17 protein-coding genes are annotated in these 19,539 nt (G+C 53.9%); 9 read left to right on the forward strand and 8 right to left on the reverse strand.

The features are described 5' to 3' along the window. Nucleotides 1-268: 268 nt before the first annotated feature. The 4 genes from EGT74_RS00530 to EGT74_RS00545 all read left to right on the forward strand — a co-directional run bounded on the left by EGT74_RS00530 (nt 269) and on the right by EGT74_RS00545 (nt 3,175). Nucleotides 269-1,054, forward strand: a complete 786-nt coding sequence (locus EGT74_RS00530; RefSeq protein ID WP_123844495.1) for a hypothetical protein — start codon at nt 269-271, stop codon at nt 1,052-1,054. Between the two features lie 294 nt (nt 1,055-1,348). Beyond that, nucleotides 1,349-2,002 carry a DUF6597 domain-containing transcriptional factor gene (locus EGT74_RS00535; RefSeq protein WP_123844496.1) on the forward strand — a complete coding sequence of 218 codons (654 nt, stop codon included), beginning with the start codon at nt 1,349-1,351 and terminating at the stop codon, nt 2,000-2,002. A gap of 87 nt (nt 2,003-2,089) precedes the next feature. After that, nucleotides 2,090-2,551 carry a GNAT family N-acetyltransferase gene (locus EGT74_RS00540; RefSeq protein WP_123844497.1) on the forward strand — a complete coding sequence of 154 codons (462 nt, stop codon included), beginning with the start codon at nt 2,090-2,092 and terminating at the stop codon, nt 2,549-2,551. A gap of 9 nt (nt 2,552-2,560) precedes the next feature. Continuing rightward, nucleotides 2,561-3,175: a DUF4230 domain-containing protein gene (locus tag EGT74_RS00545; protein WP_123844498.1), complete on the forward strand. Its 615-nt coding sequence runs from the start codon at nt 2,561-2,563 to the stop codon at nt 3,173-3,175. A gap of 2 nt (nt 3,176-3,177) precedes the next feature. On the opposite strand, the gene EGT74_RS00550 is transcribed toward EGT74_RS00545, so the two are convergent. Both EGT74_RS00550 and EGT74_RS00555 read right to left on the reverse strand, forming a co-directional pair. Next, nucleotides 3,178-3,459 (reverse strand): hypothetical protein, encoded by a 282-nt coding sequence (locus EGT74_RS00550; protein WP_123844499.1) that lies wholly within the window; start codon nt 3,457-3,459, stop codon nt 3,178-3,180. A 1-nt stretch (nt 3,460) separates the two neighbouring features. Then, nucleotides 3,461-4,180 (reverse strand): hypothetical protein, encoded by a 720-nt coding sequence (locus EGT74_RS00555; RefSeq protein WP_123844500.1) that lies wholly within the window; start codon nt 4,178-4,180, stop codon nt 3,461-3,463. A 251-nt stretch (nt 4,181-4,431) separates the two neighbouring features. Between EGT74_RS00555 and EGT74_RS00560 the strand changes: the two genes are divergently transcribed. After that, on the forward strand, nt 4,432-4,755 hold the full coding sequence (locus EGT74_RS00560) for an RNA recognition motif domain-containing protein (protein ID WP_123844501.1): 324 nt from the start codon (nt 4,432-4,434) through the stop codon (nt 4,753-4,755). Between the two features lie 689 nt (nt 4,756-5,444). Here the strand turns inward: EGT74_RS00560 and EGT74_RS00565 are convergent. The 4 genes from EGT74_RS00565 to EGT74_RS00580 all read right to left on the reverse strand — a co-directional run bounded on the left by EGT74_RS00565 (nt 5,445) and on the right by EGT74_RS00580 (nt 9,007). Further along, the gene (locus EGT74_RS00565) at nt 5,445-6,764 is read right to left on the reverse strand and encodes a dihydrolipoamide acetyltransferase family protein (RefSeq protein WP_123844502.1); all 1,320 of its coding nucleotides are present in this window, start codon (nt 6,762-6,764) and stop codon (nt 5,445-5,447) included. A 47-nt stretch (nt 6,765-6,811) separates the two neighbouring features. Further along, complete coding sequence (locus EGT74_RS00570; RefSeq protein WP_123844503.1) at nt 6,812-8,059, reverse strand: competence/damage-inducible protein A; 1,248 nt, start codon at nt 8,057-8,059, stop codon at nt 6,812-6,814. A 20-nt stretch (nt 8,060-8,079) separates the two neighbouring features. Further along, the gene (locus tag EGT74_RS00575) at nt 8,080-8,487 is read right to left on the reverse strand and encodes an acyl-CoA thioesterase (protein ID WP_123844504.1); all 408 of its coding nucleotides are present in this window, start codon (nt 8,485-8,487) and stop codon (nt 8,080-8,082) included. Between the two features lie 109 nt (nt 8,488-8,596). Then, nucleotides 8,597-9,007, reverse strand: a complete 411-nt coding sequence (locus EGT74_RS00580) for a DoxX family protein (RefSeq protein ID WP_123844505.1) — start codon at nt 9,005-9,007, stop codon at nt 8,597-8,599. Nucleotides 9,008-9,450: 443 nt separating this feature from the next. Between EGT74_RS00580 and EGT74_RS00585 the strand changes: the two genes are divergently transcribed. Genes EGT74_RS00585 through EGT74_RS00595 form a run of 3 tightly spaced genes read left to right on the forward strand, consistent with a single transcriptional unit; the run spans nt 9,451 to nt 15,072 of the window. Continuing rightward, the gene (locus EGT74_RS00585; RefSeq protein ID WP_158617944.1) at nt 9,451-12,468 is read left to right on the forward strand and encodes a tetratricopeptide repeat protein; all 3,018 of its coding nucleotides are present in this window, start codon (nt 9,451-9,453) and stop codon (nt 12,466-12,468) included. A gap of 9 nt (nt 12,469-12,477) precedes the next feature. Continuing rightward, complete coding sequence (locus tag EGT74_RS00590) at nt 12,478-14,109, forward strand: porin family protein (protein WP_123844507.1); 1,632 nt, start codon at nt 12,478-12,480, stop codon at nt 14,107-14,109. Nucleotides 14,110-14,145: 36 nt separating this feature from the next. Then, nucleotides 14,146-15,072 carry an HU domain-containing protein gene (locus EGT74_RS00595; protein ID WP_123844508.1) on the forward strand — a complete coding sequence of 309 codons (927 nt, stop codon included), beginning with the start codon at nt 14,146-14,148 and terminating at the stop codon, nt 15,070-15,072. 66 nt (nt 15,073-15,138) lie between these two features. On the opposite strand, the gene EGT74_RS00600 is transcribed toward EGT74_RS00595, so the two are convergent. Then, on the reverse strand, nt 15,139-16,050 hold the full coding sequence (locus tag EGT74_RS00600; RefSeq protein ID WP_123844509.1) for an SDR family oxidoreductase: 912 nt from the start codon (nt 16,048-16,050) through the stop codon (nt 15,139-15,141). A gap of 134 nt (nt 16,051-16,184) precedes the next feature. Then, entirely contained in the window at nt 16,185-18,281 is a 2,097-nt protein-coding gene (locus EGT74_RS00605; RefSeq protein WP_123844510.1) for a prolyl oligopeptidase family serine peptidase, read from the reverse strand. A gap of 268 nt (nt 18,282-18,549) precedes the next feature. On the opposite strand from EGT74_RS00605, the gene pfkA reads away from it, so the two are divergent. Continuing rightward, entirely contained in the window at nt 18,550-19,530 is a 981-nt protein-coding gene (pfkA, locus tag EGT74_RS00610) for a 6-phosphofructokinase (protein ID WP_123844511.1), read from the forward strand. Nucleotides 19,531-19,539: the final 9 nt, after the last annotated feature.

Raw genomic sequence — 19,539 nt, forward strand, 5'->3', positions numbered from 1 at the left:
GCATTTGAATGGTTGCTGTATGAAAGCCTTTTAAGAAGGCGACAGCACCCGGAAAGGGTCTCAAAAGCAACTTTTGAGACCCTTTTTCTTTGCACCCGTTCCTGCCGGTCAACGCGTTACCCTCAAACCCAGGACCGGCCATACCGGAGAATCGCTTCCTCAAAATGGAAAAAATCACCGGCGCGCCCTGCGTCAGTCCGGGGAATTATAAAGCCGGCCGTAAACGTTGAATTTAATACTACCTTTACCGCTGTTAAAGCCATTTTCCATGAAAAAGGAAAACGAACAGGCAGCAGGAGCACCCCGTCTTAAAAACCAGCTCATTTCCCACCCTTTCACAAGCGGCATGATCATCGGCAGCATCCTGTTGATCATATTGGTGCATATCGGCTTTTATAAAACCTATATCAGCCATTTCCCATACTTTAAAGACTACACCGTTCCGGGCCGCGGTATCGTTCATTTCAACGCGATCATACATTTTCACGGCATGATGATGGCAGGCTGGTTCTTCCTGCTGCTGGTGCAGCCCGTTCTTATCCTGAAAGGGAAAATAAAACTGCATCGGCTGGCAGGGCGCATGAGTTATGTACTGGCCCCATTGATGCTGCTCTCCATGTACCTGGTTATCCATTCCAGCCTTGATCGTGCATTGGCGGCCGGGCAAATAGCCGCGACAGCAAGAAGGATGGCGCTGGACGTGCCCGCCATGATCTTCTTCGCCATCCTGTATTTGCTCGCCATTTTTTCCCTGCACAAACCGGCCTTACACGGCCGCCTGATGTGCAGCACGGCTTTTGTATTGATCAGCCCGGCATTGGGCAGGACCTTCAGGGTTTTCCTCGATGCCAGCCGGGATGGTAGTATCGATCTGTCCAGGAACGTTATCGTGATCGTTGTGGCGGTGATCGCCGCCGCGGATTCATGGCGGACGAAACGTATCAGTCCTTTCGTCCTGGTGCTGGGCTTCGTGATCCTGAATAAAATTATCTGGAATATCAGGGATACCTCTTTTTGGCAGCCGATCGCCCATGCGATGGCAAAAGTGTTCTGAAAAACTTGCATTTTTTTAATAGCCGGATGTATTAAACGAAATTCTGCAAACACCGGCTATTTAGACGCTCCGCCCCCCATACAACCTGATTCTCAACCACCTATTCAATCAAGCCCCCTAAAGCCGGTCCCGCAACCCCGGTTTTGTTATTTTGTCGTTAACTGAAAGATTTTCAATCCTTTCATCAAATGTTAAAAAATTATCTAATTAAAATGAATCACCATATGGTAATTTCGGTATATTTACATCAGTTTTACGAGCGGATGGGTTGAACCAACAAATGCAATCAGACCTATGAACACCTATATCCTTCATCCCAAAGAAACGTTGCACCCCTTCGTGCAACAGTACATTGTTCTGGAGAACATCACTTCAGCGGCAGACATCACAGGGAAAAAACTTTTTACAGCCGGCAAACAGTACCTGGTATTCATCCAGCAGGGCGGTCTTTCTTTCAAACCGGCCGACCACGCTGCTTTTGAATTACCCGAAGTAGCCGTTACGGGGCCCTTTACCTGTCGTGTTGACGCGCGGGTAACCGGGCCGATGAACGCTGTGATCGTGCAGCTGAACGCTTACGCCAGCCACCGGCTGATGGGCATCAGCATGGAATCGGTGACCAATTATTTCCGCGACCTCGGCAAAATGGACGCCCGCTGGAAACAGACCGCGGACCAGCTGCGCGTGGCCATGGCGCTCGATGCCGTTGCCATTCAGCAGGTGCTCGACAATGCGCTGGAAAGCCTGCTCCCCTGCCAGACAACGGCGCTGCGCCAGGTAGACGAGATCGTGGATTACCTCGCCGAACAGAAAGGCCAGGTTGCGATGCTCGACCTCGCCCTGCGTTTCAAAACAAGCCGCCACACACTGGAACGCCAGTTCATGGAAGTGACGGGGCTTACACCGCAGTTATACAACCGTATCCTGCGCAAACAGCGATATGCGTAATTTATCAGCGTACGGAATATTCAGGAACGCCGGAAGATGATTCCGGCGTTTTTGTTATTTTTAACGCGAACTCAACGATATGCTGCCATGCAACCAGTCACCTCCCAACGTGGTCCCTTCCGTATTTCTTCCGACCCCGCGCTTTTACAGCTCGGTGTGATACACCAATACCTGTCTGAAGACTCTTACTGGGCCAAAGGCGTGCCCTTGTCCATCGTGGAAACGTCCATCGCCAACTCCCTCTGCTTCGGCGTGTACCACGAAGGATCACAGGTGGGCTTTGCACGGGTGATCACCGACCGCGCCACGTTCGGTTACCTGGCGGATGTGTTCATCCTCCCCGCGTTCCGCAAGCAGGGTTTGTCCAAATGGCTGATGGAAGTGATACTCGCGCACCCGGAGCTGCAGACGCTGCGCCGCATGTCGCTCATGACGCAGGACGCACAGGGGTTGTACGCGCAATTCGGTTTCATCGTATTTGATTACCCCGAAAGATTCATGGTGCGCCGCTTCGAACAAAACTACGGCGCGGTGCCCACCTCACTCTAATCGTATCTTATGAAAAGGATCCTCCAATGGCTGGTCGTTATTTTGTTCATCGTCTTCATTTTCTGGCTGGGCCAGCGTTTCGGTTCCAGGACCGTGAACCAGCAGGTGCTGTCCAACAGCCTCATCGTAAAGGAAATCGCGGAACTGGCCAGCCTGGAAGTACAGGGCAACGCCTCCATCAAACGCAGCAATGTGGACAATTCCGGGGCATGGACAGACAACCTGAAAAAAGTGTTCGCGGAAAATACGATCTGGGTAACGGTGCCTTATACGGCGAAGTATGGCGTGGATGTCAACGAAAAGAATTTCGACGTCAAAGTGAGCGATAAAAAAGTGACGGTATCCCTCCCGGCCCCGCAGCTGCTGAGTTACGAGCTGCGCCTCAGCCAGATGGAAACGGCCAACAAAAAAGGCTGGCTCATGTTTTCAGACGATGAAACGTATACCGACGTGCAGAAAAAACTCTATGAAACGTCGCGCGACCAGTTGCAGCACAACGCGATCTATCTTGAGCAGTGCAAGGAAAAGATCCGCAACATTATCGGCACCTATTATGCGCCGATGAAATATACCGTGGAAGTGAAGTTCGGCAACGAACCCGCGAAAACCATCAAACTCCCGTAGCATCAGCCTTTCAGGTTGTTCGCCTTTATTTTCCTGTCGGCGATCTCCTTTAGCTCCGCGAATACTTCCGCGGCCGCGAGCGTTTTGTGGATGTCCGCCTCCAGTTGTTGTGCGAACGCATCTGCGGCATGGCCGTTGCGCAGCAGTATCATATCACCGATCAGCACATTGATGATCGTCCACGCCCGGAGGTCGGGCTGGCGGCCGTTTGCGGCCAGGTACGGATCCACTTCGCCGCGGAACACATCGAAGTCCTGCAGCGCCTCGCTCGTTATCTGGTGCATATTACGCGGGATTCACCGTAATATACTTCACCAGGCAGCGTTTTGCAACAGGCAGCAGTGTTTCTTCCAGCGGGAACACGAGATCCGTTTCAACGGTATATACCGCGGGGTTCGGTAACTCCCGCCGGTGGCGGATCAGGTCGGTTTTGATGCTCACCGAACTATGCGCGAGGTTGCGGGTGTAGGTGCTGATATAGTCGGTGTGGATGCCGCGGAAACGCTCATCGTGCCGCTCGAAAATGGTGAGGCGGTACTGATATACCCTCGTGTCGCTCGCGCGGCCATCGCACAGCAGCATGTACCCTTCCTGCACATCCAGCGGAATGAGGCCCACGGGCGTGATGTTCAGTTGTTCTTCCACGAACTCGTAAATCTCCGCGCCTTCCCTGATAGTGTTGTTCATTTTTTGCAGCGAATACGCCATGATGTTTTCCAGCTCTTCCATCAGTTCATCGTCGGCGATCATCTGCTCGTACAGCACCTGGAGCTTTTCCATATTAACGGCCGTCAGCCGTTTGGGGAAATGCTGCTGTAAAAACTGCTTGTTCTCCTTGAATGCCAGCAGGTTATTGTAGTGAAACACCACGTCCCCGAGCTGGGGGTACAGTTTGTTTTCGTTGAAATAACGGTTGATTTCCTGGAGGTAAGCCAACAGGGTGTATTTTTTCAGCTCAAAATCGATGAAACCCTCTGCAAACCATGTGTCGCTCAATGCTTTCATAAATTGCCGGCCTTTTAGAAACAGCCCTATCTGAATTTACGAAATATTTTAATATCTAACGTCAACCGGGTTTAATTTCACATATTTTTACCATATATATAATCGGTCGAAATGCTTTACAGTACTGATTCTTATCCAAAAGAGCATATAAACCGCCCCTGCGGCGGGATTGCGAAAAATGGGGAGGATCTTTTTTTATTCAGTTAATTCCTTAACTTCAATATTATTTTTCATTTTTTAATTTTTTTATCATGAACATCTACGTAGCCAACCTGCACTACAGGTTGAACGATGAGGACCTTCACCAAATCTTCAGCGAATTCGGGCAAGTAACCTCTGCAAAAATCATAAAAGACCATGAAACCGGTCGTTCACGTGGTTTCGGGTTCGTTGAAATGCCTAACCAGGAAGAAGGGACTAAAGCGATGGAGAGTCTGAACGGTAGTGAAGTGGAAGGTAAACAACTGATGGTTAACGAAGCCCGCCCTAAAGCCCCCAATGGTGGTGGCAACAGAGGTGGTGGCAACCGCGGTGGCGGTGGATACGGTGGCGGTGGCCGCGACCGTCGTTATTAATCTGAATTCTAACTCATCGACTATAAAAGGCTTCCGTTTCCGGGAGCCTTTTTTGTTGCCCGGCGGGGCCGCAAATCCGTTTGTTCCCCCCTATCCTTCCTTGTAAGATCTCCCTCTTGCTTCCTGCCTGGTACAGGGTTTCCCGCCAGTTCCCATGTTAATGACATATTTCCTTGTCTACCGGATATTTACACATTATCTCCCCCCATCTGCAACGGAGCTTGTACACGCCCATTCCCATGCCTGCGACGCATTCCCTTGCCTACCGACACTTTACCTGCCCCACCTGCAACGGCACCTGTAAACGCCTATTCCCATGCCAACGGCACATCTCTCCGAACATCAACAATATCAACACTTTACCAAAGTTAATCCCCCTTGTAATACACTTATTCTGCTGAAACGCTCCAAGCCTTATCTGCGAATAGCCCGAAACTATTGCTGACATTATGTTTCAATGGGGTTCCGTCATATCTCCTTTATATTCCCGTCATATCTCCTTCATAGTTGCGTCATTCTATTAAAGATATGGCTTAACTATATCGGAATTCCAGTGCTAATACAGTGGATGTATAACGAAAGGCAAAGTTTTACCTATGCCGGTAGCGGGATTGGCCCGGGTAAACACAGGCAAACAAAAAGGCCGCAGGAGGTTTCCTGCGGCCTTTTCTATCAGAAAAGCTTGATGATCAATATTCTTTCGCCGGGTCGAAGTTTTCCAGCTCCTGGGCTACGGCGCTCAGGAAGGTGGATCCGAGGGAGCCGTCCACGATGCGGTGGTCGTACGACAGGGAGAGGTACATCATGTGGCGGATGGCGATGGAATCGCCCTGTTCCGTTTCTACCACCACAGGGCGCTTTTTAATCGCCCCCACGGCCAGGATGGCAACCTGCGGCTGATTGATGATCGGCGTGCCTGTAAGGCTCCCGAAAGTGCCTACGTTGGTGATGGTGAAAGTGCCGTTCTGGGTGTCTTCCGGTTTGAGGCGGTTCTGGCGGGCGGCATTGGCCAGGTTGTTCACCTGTTTGGTGAGCCCTACCAGGTTCAGCGTATCCGCGTTCCTGATCACCGGCACAATGAGGTTGCCGCTGGGCAGCGCGGTGGCCATCCCGATGTTGATGTCTTTTTTCAGGATGATCTTGTCGCCGTCGAGCGAGCAGTTCACCAGGGGGAACTTTTTGATGCATTTCACCACCGCTTCCACGAAGAGCGGCATGAAGGTTATTTTTTCGCCTTCGCGTTTTTCGAAATCTTTTTTCACGTTATCGCGCCAGCGCACCATGTTGGTCACATCCGCTTCGGCGAAGCTGGTCACGTGCGGGCTGATCTGTTTGCTGCGCACCATATGGTCTGCGATCAGTTTGCGCATGCGGTCCATTTCGATGATCTCCACATTGTTGCCGTAGCTGTTGGAAGCGGGCACCGTGGCGATTTCGCGGGGCTGCTGCGGTTTCGGCGCTTCGTGGATCACTTCGGGCTCCTGCACGGCATTGCCGCGGCTGGCCACATATTCCAGGATGTCTTTTTTGGTAACGCGGCCATCGTTGCCGGTGCCGGGGATTTTTTCCAGCTCGGCGAAACTGATGCCTTCCTGCTGGGCGATGGTAAGCACCAGGGGAGAATAAAAACGGGCTTCGCCGGCGCCGGCGCCGGCTGCGGGTGCGGGCTCGGGGCGGGCGGGCGCAGTCTGGAACTGGGTTTCGGGATTCGATGGTTTGGCCGCTGCGGGGGGCGGCGTAGCGGGCGAAGCGGCAACGGGCGCGCCGGCTTCGGTTTGCACGCGGGCAATGACCGTGCCTACCGGCACCACATCGTTTTCGTTAAACAATATTTCAGTGATCTCCCCTTCCGCAATGGAGGGCACTTCACTGTCAACTTTGTCTGTAGCGATCTCCAGCACCGTTTCATCCACCTTCACCCTGTCGCCCGCCTTTTTGTGCCAGCGCAGGATAGTGGCTTCCATTATGCTTTCTCCCATTTTGGGCATCACCAGTTCGACTATTGCCATAAATGTGCTCGTTTAAATATTTAGAGATGACAAAAATAAGGTAAAAATTATGCTTCCAGCCATTTCCGCAGTTCATTGAGGGCGGCCACACAGGTCATTTCCGTATTCCGCGCACGGTCGTAGCGGAACTGGTACCGCATGCTGCGGATGCCGTTGCGCCCGCCGGCCGCGATCCATACCGTGCCTACGGGTTTCTCCGGCGAACCGCCGTCGGGCCCCATGATGCCGCTCACGGCCACTACACAATCCGTGTTCAGCACCTTCAGCGCGCCGGCCGCCATTTCGCGGACGGTTTCTTCGCTTACGGCGCCGTATTGCTCCAGGGTAGCGGCCTGTACGCCCAATACCTGCGTTTTGGTTTCGTTGGCGTAACTCACCACGCTGCCTTTAAAGTACGCGGAACTACCCGGCACGGCGGTAATCATGCCGGCGATCTTGCCGCCGGTGCAGCTTTCCGCGGTGGCCAGGGTGAGCCCTTTCGTTTTGAGCAGTTCACCCACGATCACGCCCATCGGCTCGTCGCGGTCGGCTACGCGGATATCGGCGAGCACTGTTTTCATTGCTTCGAACGCTTCGTTTATCTCCGCTTCCGCTACCGCCCGGTCGGGCGCCACGGTGGTGAGGCGCAGCTTCAGCAGGCCGTAACTCGGCAGGTAAGCCAGTTTGATATGCGGGGGCAGGTTGGTTTCGAAATCTTTGAGGCGGTCGGCCACGAACGATTCCCCCTGCCCGCTCGTGATCAGCGTACGATGGAGCAGTGCCGGCGTGGCGAAGCGTTGCCGCAGCGCGGGTATCACGTCGCGTTCCATCATGCCTTTCATTTCATGCGGCACGCCGGGCATCGATACATAGATCTTCCCGTTCTTTTCGAACCACATGCCCGGCGCGGTGCCCCGGCCGTTCTGCAGCACGGTGGCCACATCGGGCACCATGGCCTGCTCCCTGTTCCGTTCGGGCATCGGTACGTTGTGGCGCGCGAAGATCGTTTTGACGTTTTCGAGGGCCGCCTCATCCAGGACCAGTTTCCCCCCGAAAAATTCGCAGAGCACCGGTTTGGTGATATCGTCGGCCGTGGGGCCGAGGCCGCCGGTGATGAGCACGATGTGCGAATCGGCGCCTTCTTCCTCAAGGGCGCGCACGATCGCGGCCTTTTCATCGCCCACGGCCACGCGGCGCTGTACCCAGATGCCGGCGTCGTTGAGCTGTTGCGCCATCCAGGCGGAGTTGGTATCAATCGTCTGTCCAATCAGCAGCTCATCCCCGATCGTGATGAGGCTGGCCAGTATTTTTTCCATACGGTTCGTTCAGATATTGCTTAGAAAAATGGCGCCAGTTTCTCCCGCATCACTTCCGGCATGACGGTGCGCGTTTTGGTTCTGGCGTCGATGAAGGCAAGCGTTACCGTGCCCACGTTCAGCAGCTCGCCCTTCTGGTTGTACAGCTCCGAATGGAACTGTATCTTATGGTTTTCGGGCAGCGATTTTAGTATAGTCTTCACAGTTATCACATCGTCGTAATACGCAGGCCGCAGGTACTTCACCTGCAGCTCCGCCACGGGCATGATGATGCCCTGCTCTTCCAGCTCGCGGTAGGTGAAACCCAGCTGGCGGATGGCGTCCGTACGCCCCACTTCGTAATACAATGCATAGTTCCCGTAGTAGAGATATCCCATCTGGTCCGTTTCGCCATACCGCACGCGTATATCAATCGTTGTACTGTACATGATCCATGTAAAATTTGGATGGTAAATGTAGTGTATCCTCTTTCCTCCCCCAAAAAAGAAAAGTGAAACACCGGGGGGCGTTTCACTTTTGCAAAAGATGCCGTCAACATTATTTTCCGATGGCGCCGTCGATCGAATATTTGCCCGGCCCCGTGATGAGAATCGCCACGAATGCGGCCAGGAAAAGGATCGGCATTTCTTTTTCACCCAGCGGATCGCCGCGGTGGATCATAAAAATGATCACGCTCATGCAGATGATCAGGGGAATGGTGGCCAGGCGCGTGACCAGCCCGAACACGAGCAATACGCCGCAAAACAGTTCCGCAAATACCGTGAGCCCCAGGGATATGGACGAACCGACGCCGAAAGGATCCGCAAACTTGTCAGCACGTTCTGAAAAGTTCATGAGTTTCGGCCATCCGTGGCGGAATGCCATCAATCCGCCAAATACCACGCGCAGGACCAGTTGCGTTAAATGTACAGCCCCGTTGCTGAATCGCGCAGATAATAGTTTTTTCATAGTCGACTTTTGGTTTGATTCTTGTTGAAGAAGCCGGATTTTGTTTTGAGTACCCGGACAGACTTAAATTTATATAGTTTGTAATATATATTGTAATAAAAGTCAAATTTCGGGATTAAAAAGAAAAAATCAAGACAAGAATCCATTCGTCCCGCGAGAGTTATCCACATCCTGCAGTTTATCCACATCAGGTAGATAACCTGCCCGGAGCAAAAAAAGTATAATCTTTTATATTTGCTTCGTTTGTAAACCCCATCTTTGCCAAGTTTTTGAGTACCGGTCTGCGACCCGGAAAAGCCGGACTGCCTTACGTTCGAAATAATTCCGGTCACAAACCGTTTTAGGAAAAACAATCTGGATAAAACACAGGAAATAATATAAACAGCATGAAGCTATTCACTCGAAAGAACTTCCCTCTCCCTCCATTGCATGTACTCTTCCTTATGGCAGGTATAACGGGCGCCACCGCCGCCAGCGGGCAACAGACCCGGGTCTATACCGAGCCGGACAAAACCTTCAAGGAAGCGCAGCAATTGTACCGTGAGGGAAAATACGCCGTATCCATGCAATTGTTCAAGGAAACGATCGACGATATCGGTTACTTTTCAGAAACGAACCGTTCGCTGGTGAATACCGACGCGCATTATTACTACGCCATGTGCGCATTGAAATTGCAGAACGAGGATGCGGAAAAAAAGGCGCTGGAGTTCCTGAAGTTTTTCAACAACTCCGCCCGCGAACAAATGGTCAGCTTCCAGCTGGCGCGGTTTTATTTCCATCAGAACAAACTCACCGAAGCGATACCGTATTACGAAAAGGCCAGCATCGATAATCTGTCGAACGAAGACATCGCCGACGCGAAATTCGAACTGGCCTACTGTTATTTCAACGTGAAGGATTTCCAGAAAGCGCAGCCGCTTTTTGCTTCCATCAAGGAAATACAGAACAAATACTATATCCCCGCCAACTACTACTTCGGTTTCATTTCCTACTACAACAAACAGTACGCCGCGGCGCTCAGCAGCTTCCAGCGGGTGCAGAACGAACCGAAGTACAGCACGGTGGTGCCTTATTACATCGCGGAGATCTATTATTTCCAGGGCAAGCGCGACCAGCTCATCAGCTACGCCGAGCCCCTCATCCGCAAAGGCAGCATGTATTACGAAAGCGAACTGAAGCAGCTGGTGGGCCAGGCCTATTTCGAGAAAAAAGACTACCCGAAAGCCCTGCCCTACCTCGAGGAATACAACGAGAACGCGGACGAAGTGCGGAAAGAAGACGTGTACCAGCTGTCGTACACCTACTACCAGACCGCCAACCTCGATAAAGCCATCGCGGGCTTCAAACAGCTGAGCAGCGAAAAAGATTCGCTGGGGCAGAACTCGATGTACCTGCTGGGCGACTGTTACCTGCGTACCGGCCAGAAAGCCAACGCGCGCAACGCCTTCGCCTACAGCGCCCGCAACAGCTCCAATCCCAAACAGCAGGAAATCAGCCGCTTCAACTACGGCAAACTTTCTTTCGAACTGGGTTACCAGGATGCGGCCATCGGCGAACTGACCGGCTTCATCAACAAATACCCCAACTCCGAATACAACAAGGAAGCCCGCGAAATTCTCGTGCAGCTCTTCGCCAACACCAATAACTACAAAGAGGCCCTGGCGATCATGGACATGCTGCCGGAGAAAAGTCCCGCCGTGCTCAAAGCCTACCAGAAAATCGCCTACGGCCGGGCCACCCAGCTGGTGAACGACCAGCAGCTGGCCGAAGCCGAGCGTTTGCTCGACATTTCCCTCGCCAACCCGTACGATGCGCAGCTGGTACAGCTGGCGCAGTTCTGGAAGGGAGAGATCGCCCTGCGCCAGGGGCATACCGATAAAGCCATCAGCAGCCTCCAGGCATATTTCAATACCGGCACCACGCCCGTATCCGGCGAGGCCAATCCGCAGAACGCCAGCTACAACATGGGTTACAGCCTGCTCAAAAAAGAGCAGTACGCCAGCGCCCTGCCGTATTTCGAAAGCGCGCAGAAAGCCAGCGGGCCCAATGCCGGCCGCATCGCCAACGACGCGCTGCTCCGCTCGGCCGACTGTTATTACATGCTGCGCGACTTCCCGAAAGCCACCGGCCTGTACGACCGTGTGATCGCCGCCAACGAGCCCGGCGCGGATTACGCCACCTACCAGAAAAGCATCATCCTCGGCATACAGGGCAAACATGGCGAAAAGCTCAACCTGCTCAAACAGCTGGGCAGCAAGTTCCCCTCCTCCGGTTTCAATAACGAGGCAGAGATGGAAATCGCAGATACTTACCTGAGCGATGAGCGGTTCAATGAGGCCATCCCCCACCTGAAAAGCGTGCTGCAGAAACAGCCCGACGGGCCCAATGCCCCGAAAGCGCTGCTGAAGCTGGGGCTGGCTTATTTTAACACCAACCAGGACAATACGGCCCTGCAATACTTCCGCGAAGTGGTGGAGAAATTCCCGAACTCCAACGAAGCCACGCAGGCCCTCCAGAACGTGCGCAACATTTACGTGGAGCAGGGTAAAACCGACGATTACCTGGCGCTGCTGAAAGCCGCCGGCAAATCCGTATCCGCTTCCGCGGAAGACTCCATCAGCTACGCCGCCGCCGAAACACGTTTCAGCAACGGCGACTATGCCGGCGCCATCACGTCGTTCTCCAATTACCTCCAGAAATTCCCGAACGGCCAGTTCGCTTTGCAGGCCAGTTTCTACAAAGCCGAATGCCTCTATAACAATAAAGACTACGCCGCCGCGCTGCCCGCTTACGAGTTCGTGCTCACCCGCGGCAACAGTCCTTTCGCCGAACGGTCCGCCCTCCAGGCCGCTTACCTGAACTATTACCAGGTGAAGGATTATGCGAAGGCGAAGGAATACTATCAGCAGCTGAGCACATTGTCTACCACGAAAGACAATACGCTGGCCGCCACCCGCGGTTTGCTGCGCAGCAACTACCAGCTGAAGAACTGGGATGCGGTGGCCCCGCTGGCCGAGCAGCTGCTTTCCGCCGCCAACCTGAGCACCGACGACCAGATCATCGGCCACTTCTACCTGGGTAAGGCCCAGCAGGAGAAACAGGCTTACGACGATGCCATCAGCGAGTACAAGATCGTGACCGGCCTCACCAAATCCGAGATCGGCGCCGAAGCCCGCTACGGCATCGCCAAATGTTACCTGGAAAAGAACGACCTCGCCGCCGCGGAAAAGGCCGGCTTCGACGTGATCAAAAACACTTCTTCGTACGAAATGTGGACCGCCAGGGCATACATTCTGCTGGGCGACGTGTACTTCCGCCAGAAAGATTATTTCAACGCCAAAGCCACTTTCCAGAGCATTGCGGAAAACTGCCCCATACCGGAGCTGAAAGCGGAAGCCAAAGAAAAACTGGCCAAAGCCGAAGCGGAAGAAAAAGCAGGTTCCAAAATCAAACAGCCTTAATCAGAACACATGAACGTAAAACATATCACAGCGTTATCAGTATTGAGCCTCAGCCTGCCGTTCGCGGCCATGGCCCAGAAGGATACGCTCAAGCAGGAAACGATCGACATCATTTCAAAATACCAGCCGAAGCTGCCCGGCGCGGCCAAGCTGAACCTCACGGCCTCGCTGCCCGGCATCGACACCACCCGGCCCAAACTGGGCTACCAGGTGCCTGCGCTGAACCTCTACTTCATGTACCAGCCGGTGCCCATCCGGCCCCTCGCCCTGGGTAAAGACACCTCCGCGCTCATGCTGCAGAACAACTTCGTGAAAGTGGGCTACGGCAACTACTCCACCCCCCTGATTCAGGCGGGCTTCGGCAGCGGGCGGAAAGACAAATACAACTTCGGCCTGTTCTTCAACTACACCTCCTCCAAGGGCGATATCGAAAACCAGGACTACGCCAACCTGAACCTGCTCGGCTCCGGCACCTATTTCACGCCGCTGTTCGAGATCAACGCCAGCCTGGGTTACAACATGAACAAAGTGCATTATTACGGTTACGACCACAGCGTGCATGAGTATAAAAAATCCGATGTGCGGCAGACGTTCAATGAGGTGATCGCCAAGGTGGGACTGAAAAACCGGCCGCAAAACGACTGGGGTTTCCAGTTCAACCCCAACGCACAGTTCGTGGTGTTCGGCGATTCGTATAAAAGAATGGAAAACACGGTGATACTGAAGGCGCCCATCCGCAAGCAGCTGTTTGAAGACATCTGGATCAAGGCGGAAGGTATCGCGGACCTCAGCACCTTCAAGGAAGACAATAACGAAACCATCAACAACAACGTGGCCGCCATCCACCCCGCCGTGGAAGTGACCAAACCCGGTTTCATGCTGCATGCCGGCGTGAACCCTACCTGGACCAAAGGCAAGTTCTACCTCCTGCCAGACATCGTGAACGAGTCGCACCTCATCCGCAAAAAACTCATCCTGAGCAGCGGCTGGATATCCTACATCGACAAAAACAATTACCGCAACCTGGCCAACCAGAACCCTTTCATCAACAACTACCCGGCAAGTATTTTCAATACCCGCGTGGAAGAAAAATACACCGGCATCAAGGGTACGCTGGGCAGCCACTTCACGTACAACACCAAGTTCGCATCCGTGATCTGGCGCGACCTGCCGCTGTTCGTGAACGACTCCACCGACGGCAAGAAGTTCGACGTGTACAAGGAAGAAGAGCTGAAGGCCTTCCAGCTGCATGTGGAAGTGGGTTATATCCAGGAAGAGAAATTCCAGGCCCGTTTGACGATGGACTGGTATAACTACAACAAACAGAAAACCGAGCTGAAGCCCTGGGGCCTGCAGCCGTTCACGGCCAACCTTTTTGCGCAGTATTCCTTCGGGAAGAAGTTCCACCTGAACGCCAACCTCTACACGCTGAGCGGCACTTATTACAAACTTGCGCCCGCGAAGGACTTCGATAAAACGAGCCCTGCCCAGGACCTGAATGTGGGGGCCGTGTACAACGTTCACAAGAACTTCAACCTCTGGCTGAACGCCAATAACGTATTGAATTCCAAATATGAGCGCTGGAACGGATACCAGAGCTACGGGTTCAACATTCTCGGGGGTGTGACGGTTAAGTTTTAAATTCCGTAAACTTGCACACAAATTGACCAGGCCGCAATGTTACAGCACTATATAACAGAAGTACTTTTCAAACAGCATACCTGTTCCATTCCGCAGGTGGGCACCTTCACCATCCAGCACATCCCCGCGCACTATGCGGTGGTGGAGCAGGTGCTGGCCCCTCCGCGCCAGGAGGTGAGTTTCGAGACCCGCTGGGAAGACGATGGTTCGTGCCTGCACTGGATTTCCCAGAAAGAGAACCTGGTGGAGCCGGTGGCCAAGCTGAAAATGGAAAAGTACCTCCAGGAGTTCCGGGAAAGCCTGCAAACGGGCCAGCCGGTAGACCTGCCGGGTATCGGCAACCTGCGCCTCGACCCGTTCGGCCAGATCCGTTTCACCGCGCAGGAGCTCCCCGACGCCTGGCAGCCCATTTCCCTGCAACCCGTACTGCGCCCCGAAGCCGCGCCCAAAGTGTTACAGGGTAATACCGAAGTGGTGAACCACGAAGTAGTGGAGCACACCACCGTGGTGCCCGAAGAATTCGAAAGCCAGGGCCGCTTCCGCTGGTGGTGGGTAGTGGTGCCAGCCGTGGTGATTGCCGGCATCGTGAGTTTCTTTTTACTGAAAGACCAGTTCCAGGGATACACGCCCGCTGTGGAAGACAGCGCGGTCAATGCCGCACCGGCGCCCGCTCCTGCGGCGGATACCGTGCCCATAACACCGGCCGTTGCGCCTGTGGCCGCCACGCCAGTGAGCGATACCATCGCTTATTACGTGGTGTTCCAGACGTATAAAAACCGCGAGACCGCCGAAAAGAAACACACCCAGCGCCTCAACTGGGGCCACAGCGAAGTGGTGCTGTACACCTCCAAAGATTCGCTGTACAACCTGGCCGTGTATTTCCGCACTTTACCCGCGGATACGGTAAAGGCCAAGGATTCCATCTCACAGAAATTCTCCAGCCAGGTCCGGATAGAATACTAGACCCGGCGACATAAAAAAAGCCCCGTAAACACAGCGTTTACGGGGCTTTTTGTTTATACCGCGCAGCTATTCGCTTTGTGGGGCGGAGGCGCTGCCTAAAATCACTTTGAGGCCTTCTTCGAAAGTACGGGGCGCGTAGCCCAGTTCCTTTTCCGCCTTTTCGATGATGAACCCGGTTTTGGCCGGGCGTACGGCGGGTTGTTTGAAACTGGTGGCGTCTACCTTTTCGAAGAGGCGCGTGTCGAGGTTGAGGTGCAGGGCCACCTGCATGGCCATATCGTAAGGGGTGAGCATATCTTTCCCGGCCAGGTGGAAAACGCCTTGGGCGCGTTTGTCGAGAATGAGGCGGCAGCCTTCGGCGAGATCCTGCACCAGCGTGGGCGTGCGCCACTGGTCCACCACCACTTTCAGTTTTTTCTTCTGTTCGAGGTTGCTTTTCACCCAGGTGATGATATTGGTGCGCTTGGGATCGTCCGCCATGCCGTACACCAGCACCGTGCGGGCGATGGCCCATTCCGTTTTGGACTGTTTCACGAGGCGTTCCGCCGCCGCTTTGCTGGCGCCGTAATAGTTGATGGGGTTGATGGGATCGTCTTCGCGGTAAGGGCCGCCCAGGCCGTCGAACACGAAGTCGGTGGACAGGAACAGGAAAAACGAGCCCGCTTTTTCAGCGCCCTGCAGCAGAAAACGTGTAGCCGTCACATTGGCCATCCAGCAGGCATCCTTGTTGCGCTCGCAATCGTCCGCCTGCGTCATGGCCCCTGCATGCACGATGGCGTCCGGCCGGTGGCGGTCTATCAAACCTTTTACCGCCGCCTCGTCCGCGAGGTTCACCGATTCATACCGATATCCTTCCTGCCGTTTCAGCCGGTTCTGCCCTCTGCCGGTGGCGATCACTTCATATCCCGGCAGGGAACAAAGGCGCTGTATGAGGTATTGCCCGAGGAGACCGTTGCTGCCTGTGATTAGAACTTTCATTTTGGTTAATTATTTGTCTTTTATGCGACCGTGCCGGTTTGTTTGGGGAACCGTTAAAGTTTCATCATGTTAATATACTAAAACGCCGCGTAACAGTCGGTATTACGCGGCGTCTGGAGGCAGGAAAATATTTGTTAAAACTTCATGCCGAGGTTGTACATGGTAAAGGCCCAGACGTCGGCCGCCTCGTCGATCAGTTTGGAAGTGGGCTTGCCCGCTCCGTGGCCGGCCTGCGTTTCGATGCGGATCAGCACGGGATTAACGCCCTGGTGGGCTTCCTGGAGGGCGGCGGCAAACTTGAAGGAGTGAGCCGGCACCACACGGTCGTCGTGATCAGCCGTAGTGATGAGCGTCGCCGGGTAATGCGTGCCTTTGCGCAGGTTGTGCAGGGGCGAATATTTGATCAGGTAATCGAACTGCTCCGGTTTTTCGCTGGAGCCGTATTCCACTACCCAGGCCCAGCCGATGGTGAACTTCTGGTAACGGAGCATATCGAGCACGCCTACCGCCGGCAGCGCCACCTTGAACAGGTCGGGCCGCTGCGTCATGGCCGCGCCCACCAGCAGGCCACCATTGGAACCGCCACGGATGGCGATCTTAGACGGGCTGGTATATTTTTCCCGGACGAGGTATTCCGCCGCGCCGATGAAGTCGTTGAACACGTTCTGTTTGTTCTGCAGCATGCCCGCCTTGTGCCAGGCCTCGCCGTATTCGTTGCCGCCGCGCAGGTTCACCACCGCGTAAATACCGCCCTGCTCCATGAAGAAGAGGTTGGACACGGAGAAACCGGGCGTCATGGGAATGTTGAAACCGCCGTAACCATACAGCAGCACGGGGTTGGAACCATCGAGCTTGATGCCTTTTTTGTACGACAGGAACACGGGCACATTGGCGCCGTCTTTACTGGTGAAGAACACCTGTTTGGTTTCGTATTCGGCGGGATTGAACTTCACTTCCGTTTTGCGGAACACGTCGGACTGGCCGCTGGCGATGTCGTATTTGTAAGTAGTGGCCGGGGCTACGAAGGAAGTAAAGCTGTAGAAGAGCGTTTTATCTTCCGCCTTGCCGCCGAAGCCGCTGGCCGTGCCGATGCCGGGCAGATCGATTTTGCGCTCCAGTTTGCCGGTACGGTCGTATTGCATGATGCGGGTGGACGCGTGCTTCAGGTAGTTCGCGAAGAGCTTGCCGCCCGCGGTGCCTACGCCCAGCAGCACTTCTTCCTGCTCGGGGATGATGGTTTTCCAGTTTTCTTTGGCCGGGTTCTTCGGGTCGATGAGCACTACCTTGAAGTTCGGCGCGTCCTGGTTGGTTTTTACCAGCAGTTTGTCGCCCACGTTATCGATCACGTCAGGGTCGGTGGCGAAACCTTTGATGAGCAGCTGGAAGCCCGTCTGGGAGGCATCCTGCAGGTCGCGGTACCAGAGCTCGTTGCCGCTGGTGCCTTCGGTGGTGCTGAGGATGAGGAAACGCTCATCTTCCGTGAGGCCCGCGCCGGCATTGCGCAGCGGGTGCTCTTTGTCCACATACACCAGTTCGTCCTGCGCCTGCGTTTCGCCTACCTTGTGGTAATATACTTTGTGATATTCGTTCTTTTTCGACAGTTTGCTTTTCTCGTCCGGCGCGTCGTAGCGGCTGTAATAGAAGCCGTGGCCTTTCCAGGAGAGGCCGGAGAATTTGATCCAGTCCAGTTTATCCGCCAGCACCTGTTTGGTGGCTACGTCCATCACAAAACCTTCCTGCCAGTCGGAGCCCGCTTTGGCGATGAGGTAGGCGGCGTATTTGCCGTCTTTCGAAAAACTCAGGCTGCCCAGTGCGGCCGTTCCTTTTTCGGAGAGTTTGTTGGGATCGATAAACACTTCCGGCGTGCCGCTGAGGCCTTTCTGGCGGTACAGCACCGCCTGGTTCTGCAGGCCGTCGTTTTTGTAGAAGTAATAAAACTCCCCTTCACGGAAGGGTGCGCCGTAGCGGGGATAGTTCCAGAGCGCTTCGAGGCGTTTTTTGATCTTGTCGCGGAAGGGAATGGCGGCGAGATAACCCTGGGTCACCTTGTTTTCCGCTTCCACCCAGGCTTTGGTGTCTGCGCTGTTATCGTCTTCCAGCCAGCGGTAAGGGTCTGCGATCTTTTTGCCGTGATAGTCGTCCACTGTGTCCACCTTCCTGGTGTCCGGATAGGTCAACGGGATTTGTTGTTGCGCCAGGGCCGTGCCCGCGATAGTCATCATTACACTCATAGCAGCTAGCTTATTAATAATAGTTGGCATACATAAGTTTTTAAAAAAATATTCAGCTTTATTTGATTAAAATTAAAAATTTAGGTTATTTCATCGAATAACTGATAGGAAACTATTAAAAAATGTTAATTTTGTGCGCCCTTTAAGAGGACTGAATGCAGGCAAATTACTATGAAATAACCATTCAGTGGCGGCATAGCAGAAAATAAAGATGACCACACATGGAATCCATATTTCATGTGGCAAACGAAAAATCGACAGATTACACATGAAAAAAGTGAACAACATCGCAGTTCTTACGTCGGGGGGCGACGCACCCGGGATGAACGCAGCCATCAGAGCGGTAGTAAGAACGGGCCTTTATCATCATCTGAATGTATTCGGTGTGATGTACGGATATAAGGGGATGCTGACCGGGGAGATTTTTCCGATGGAATCCAAATCTGTTGCCAACATCATCCAGCGCGGGGGTACGGTATTGAAAACGGCGCGCTGCAAGGAGTTTTACGAAGCCGACGGGCGCAAAAAGGCGTATGAGAACCTGAAGAAATTTGGGATCGACGGGCTGGTGGTGATCGGCGGCGACGGTTCTTTCAAGGGCGCCCAGAAATTCAGCCAGGAATTCGACATTCCCTGTATCGGTCTGCCCGGCACCATCGACAAGGATATTGCCGGTTCCGACTTCACCATCGGTTTTGACACAGCTGTAAATACCGCCGTAGAGGCTATCGATAAAATCCGCGACACGGCGGATGCGCACGACCGCCTGTTCATCATCGAGGTGATGGGGCGCGACGCGGGATATATAGCGCTGCACAGTGGCATCGCCACCGGCGCCGAGCACATCCTGATGCCCGAGCGCAAAACCGATATCGACGACGTGATCAACGACCTGATGGCCAACGAGCGCCGCCAGAAAATGGTGAACCTCATCGTGGTGGCCGAAGGCGACGAGTTCGGCGGCGCCAACGAGGTAGCCCGCCACGTCAAAGAAAGAATGCCCCAGCTCGATACCAGGGTCTGCATCCTGGGCCACATCCAGCGCGGCGGCTCTCCCACCTGCATCGACCGCCTCATTGCCAGCCGTATGGGCTACGCAGCCGTTGACGCCCTCATGGAAGGCACCCACAACGTCATGATCGGCATCGTGAACAACAAAATTCAATATACTCCCCTCGATAAGGCCGTTAAAGCCAAACAGAAAATCGACCCGGAGTGGTTTAAGATTGTCAAAATTCTTGCGAGTTAAATAAACGTC

Source organism: Chitinophaga lutea (assembly GCF_003813775.1).
GTDB classification, from domain to species: Bacteria; Bacteroidota; Bacteroidia; order Chitinophagales; family Chitinophagaceae; genus Chitinophaga; species Chitinophaga lutea.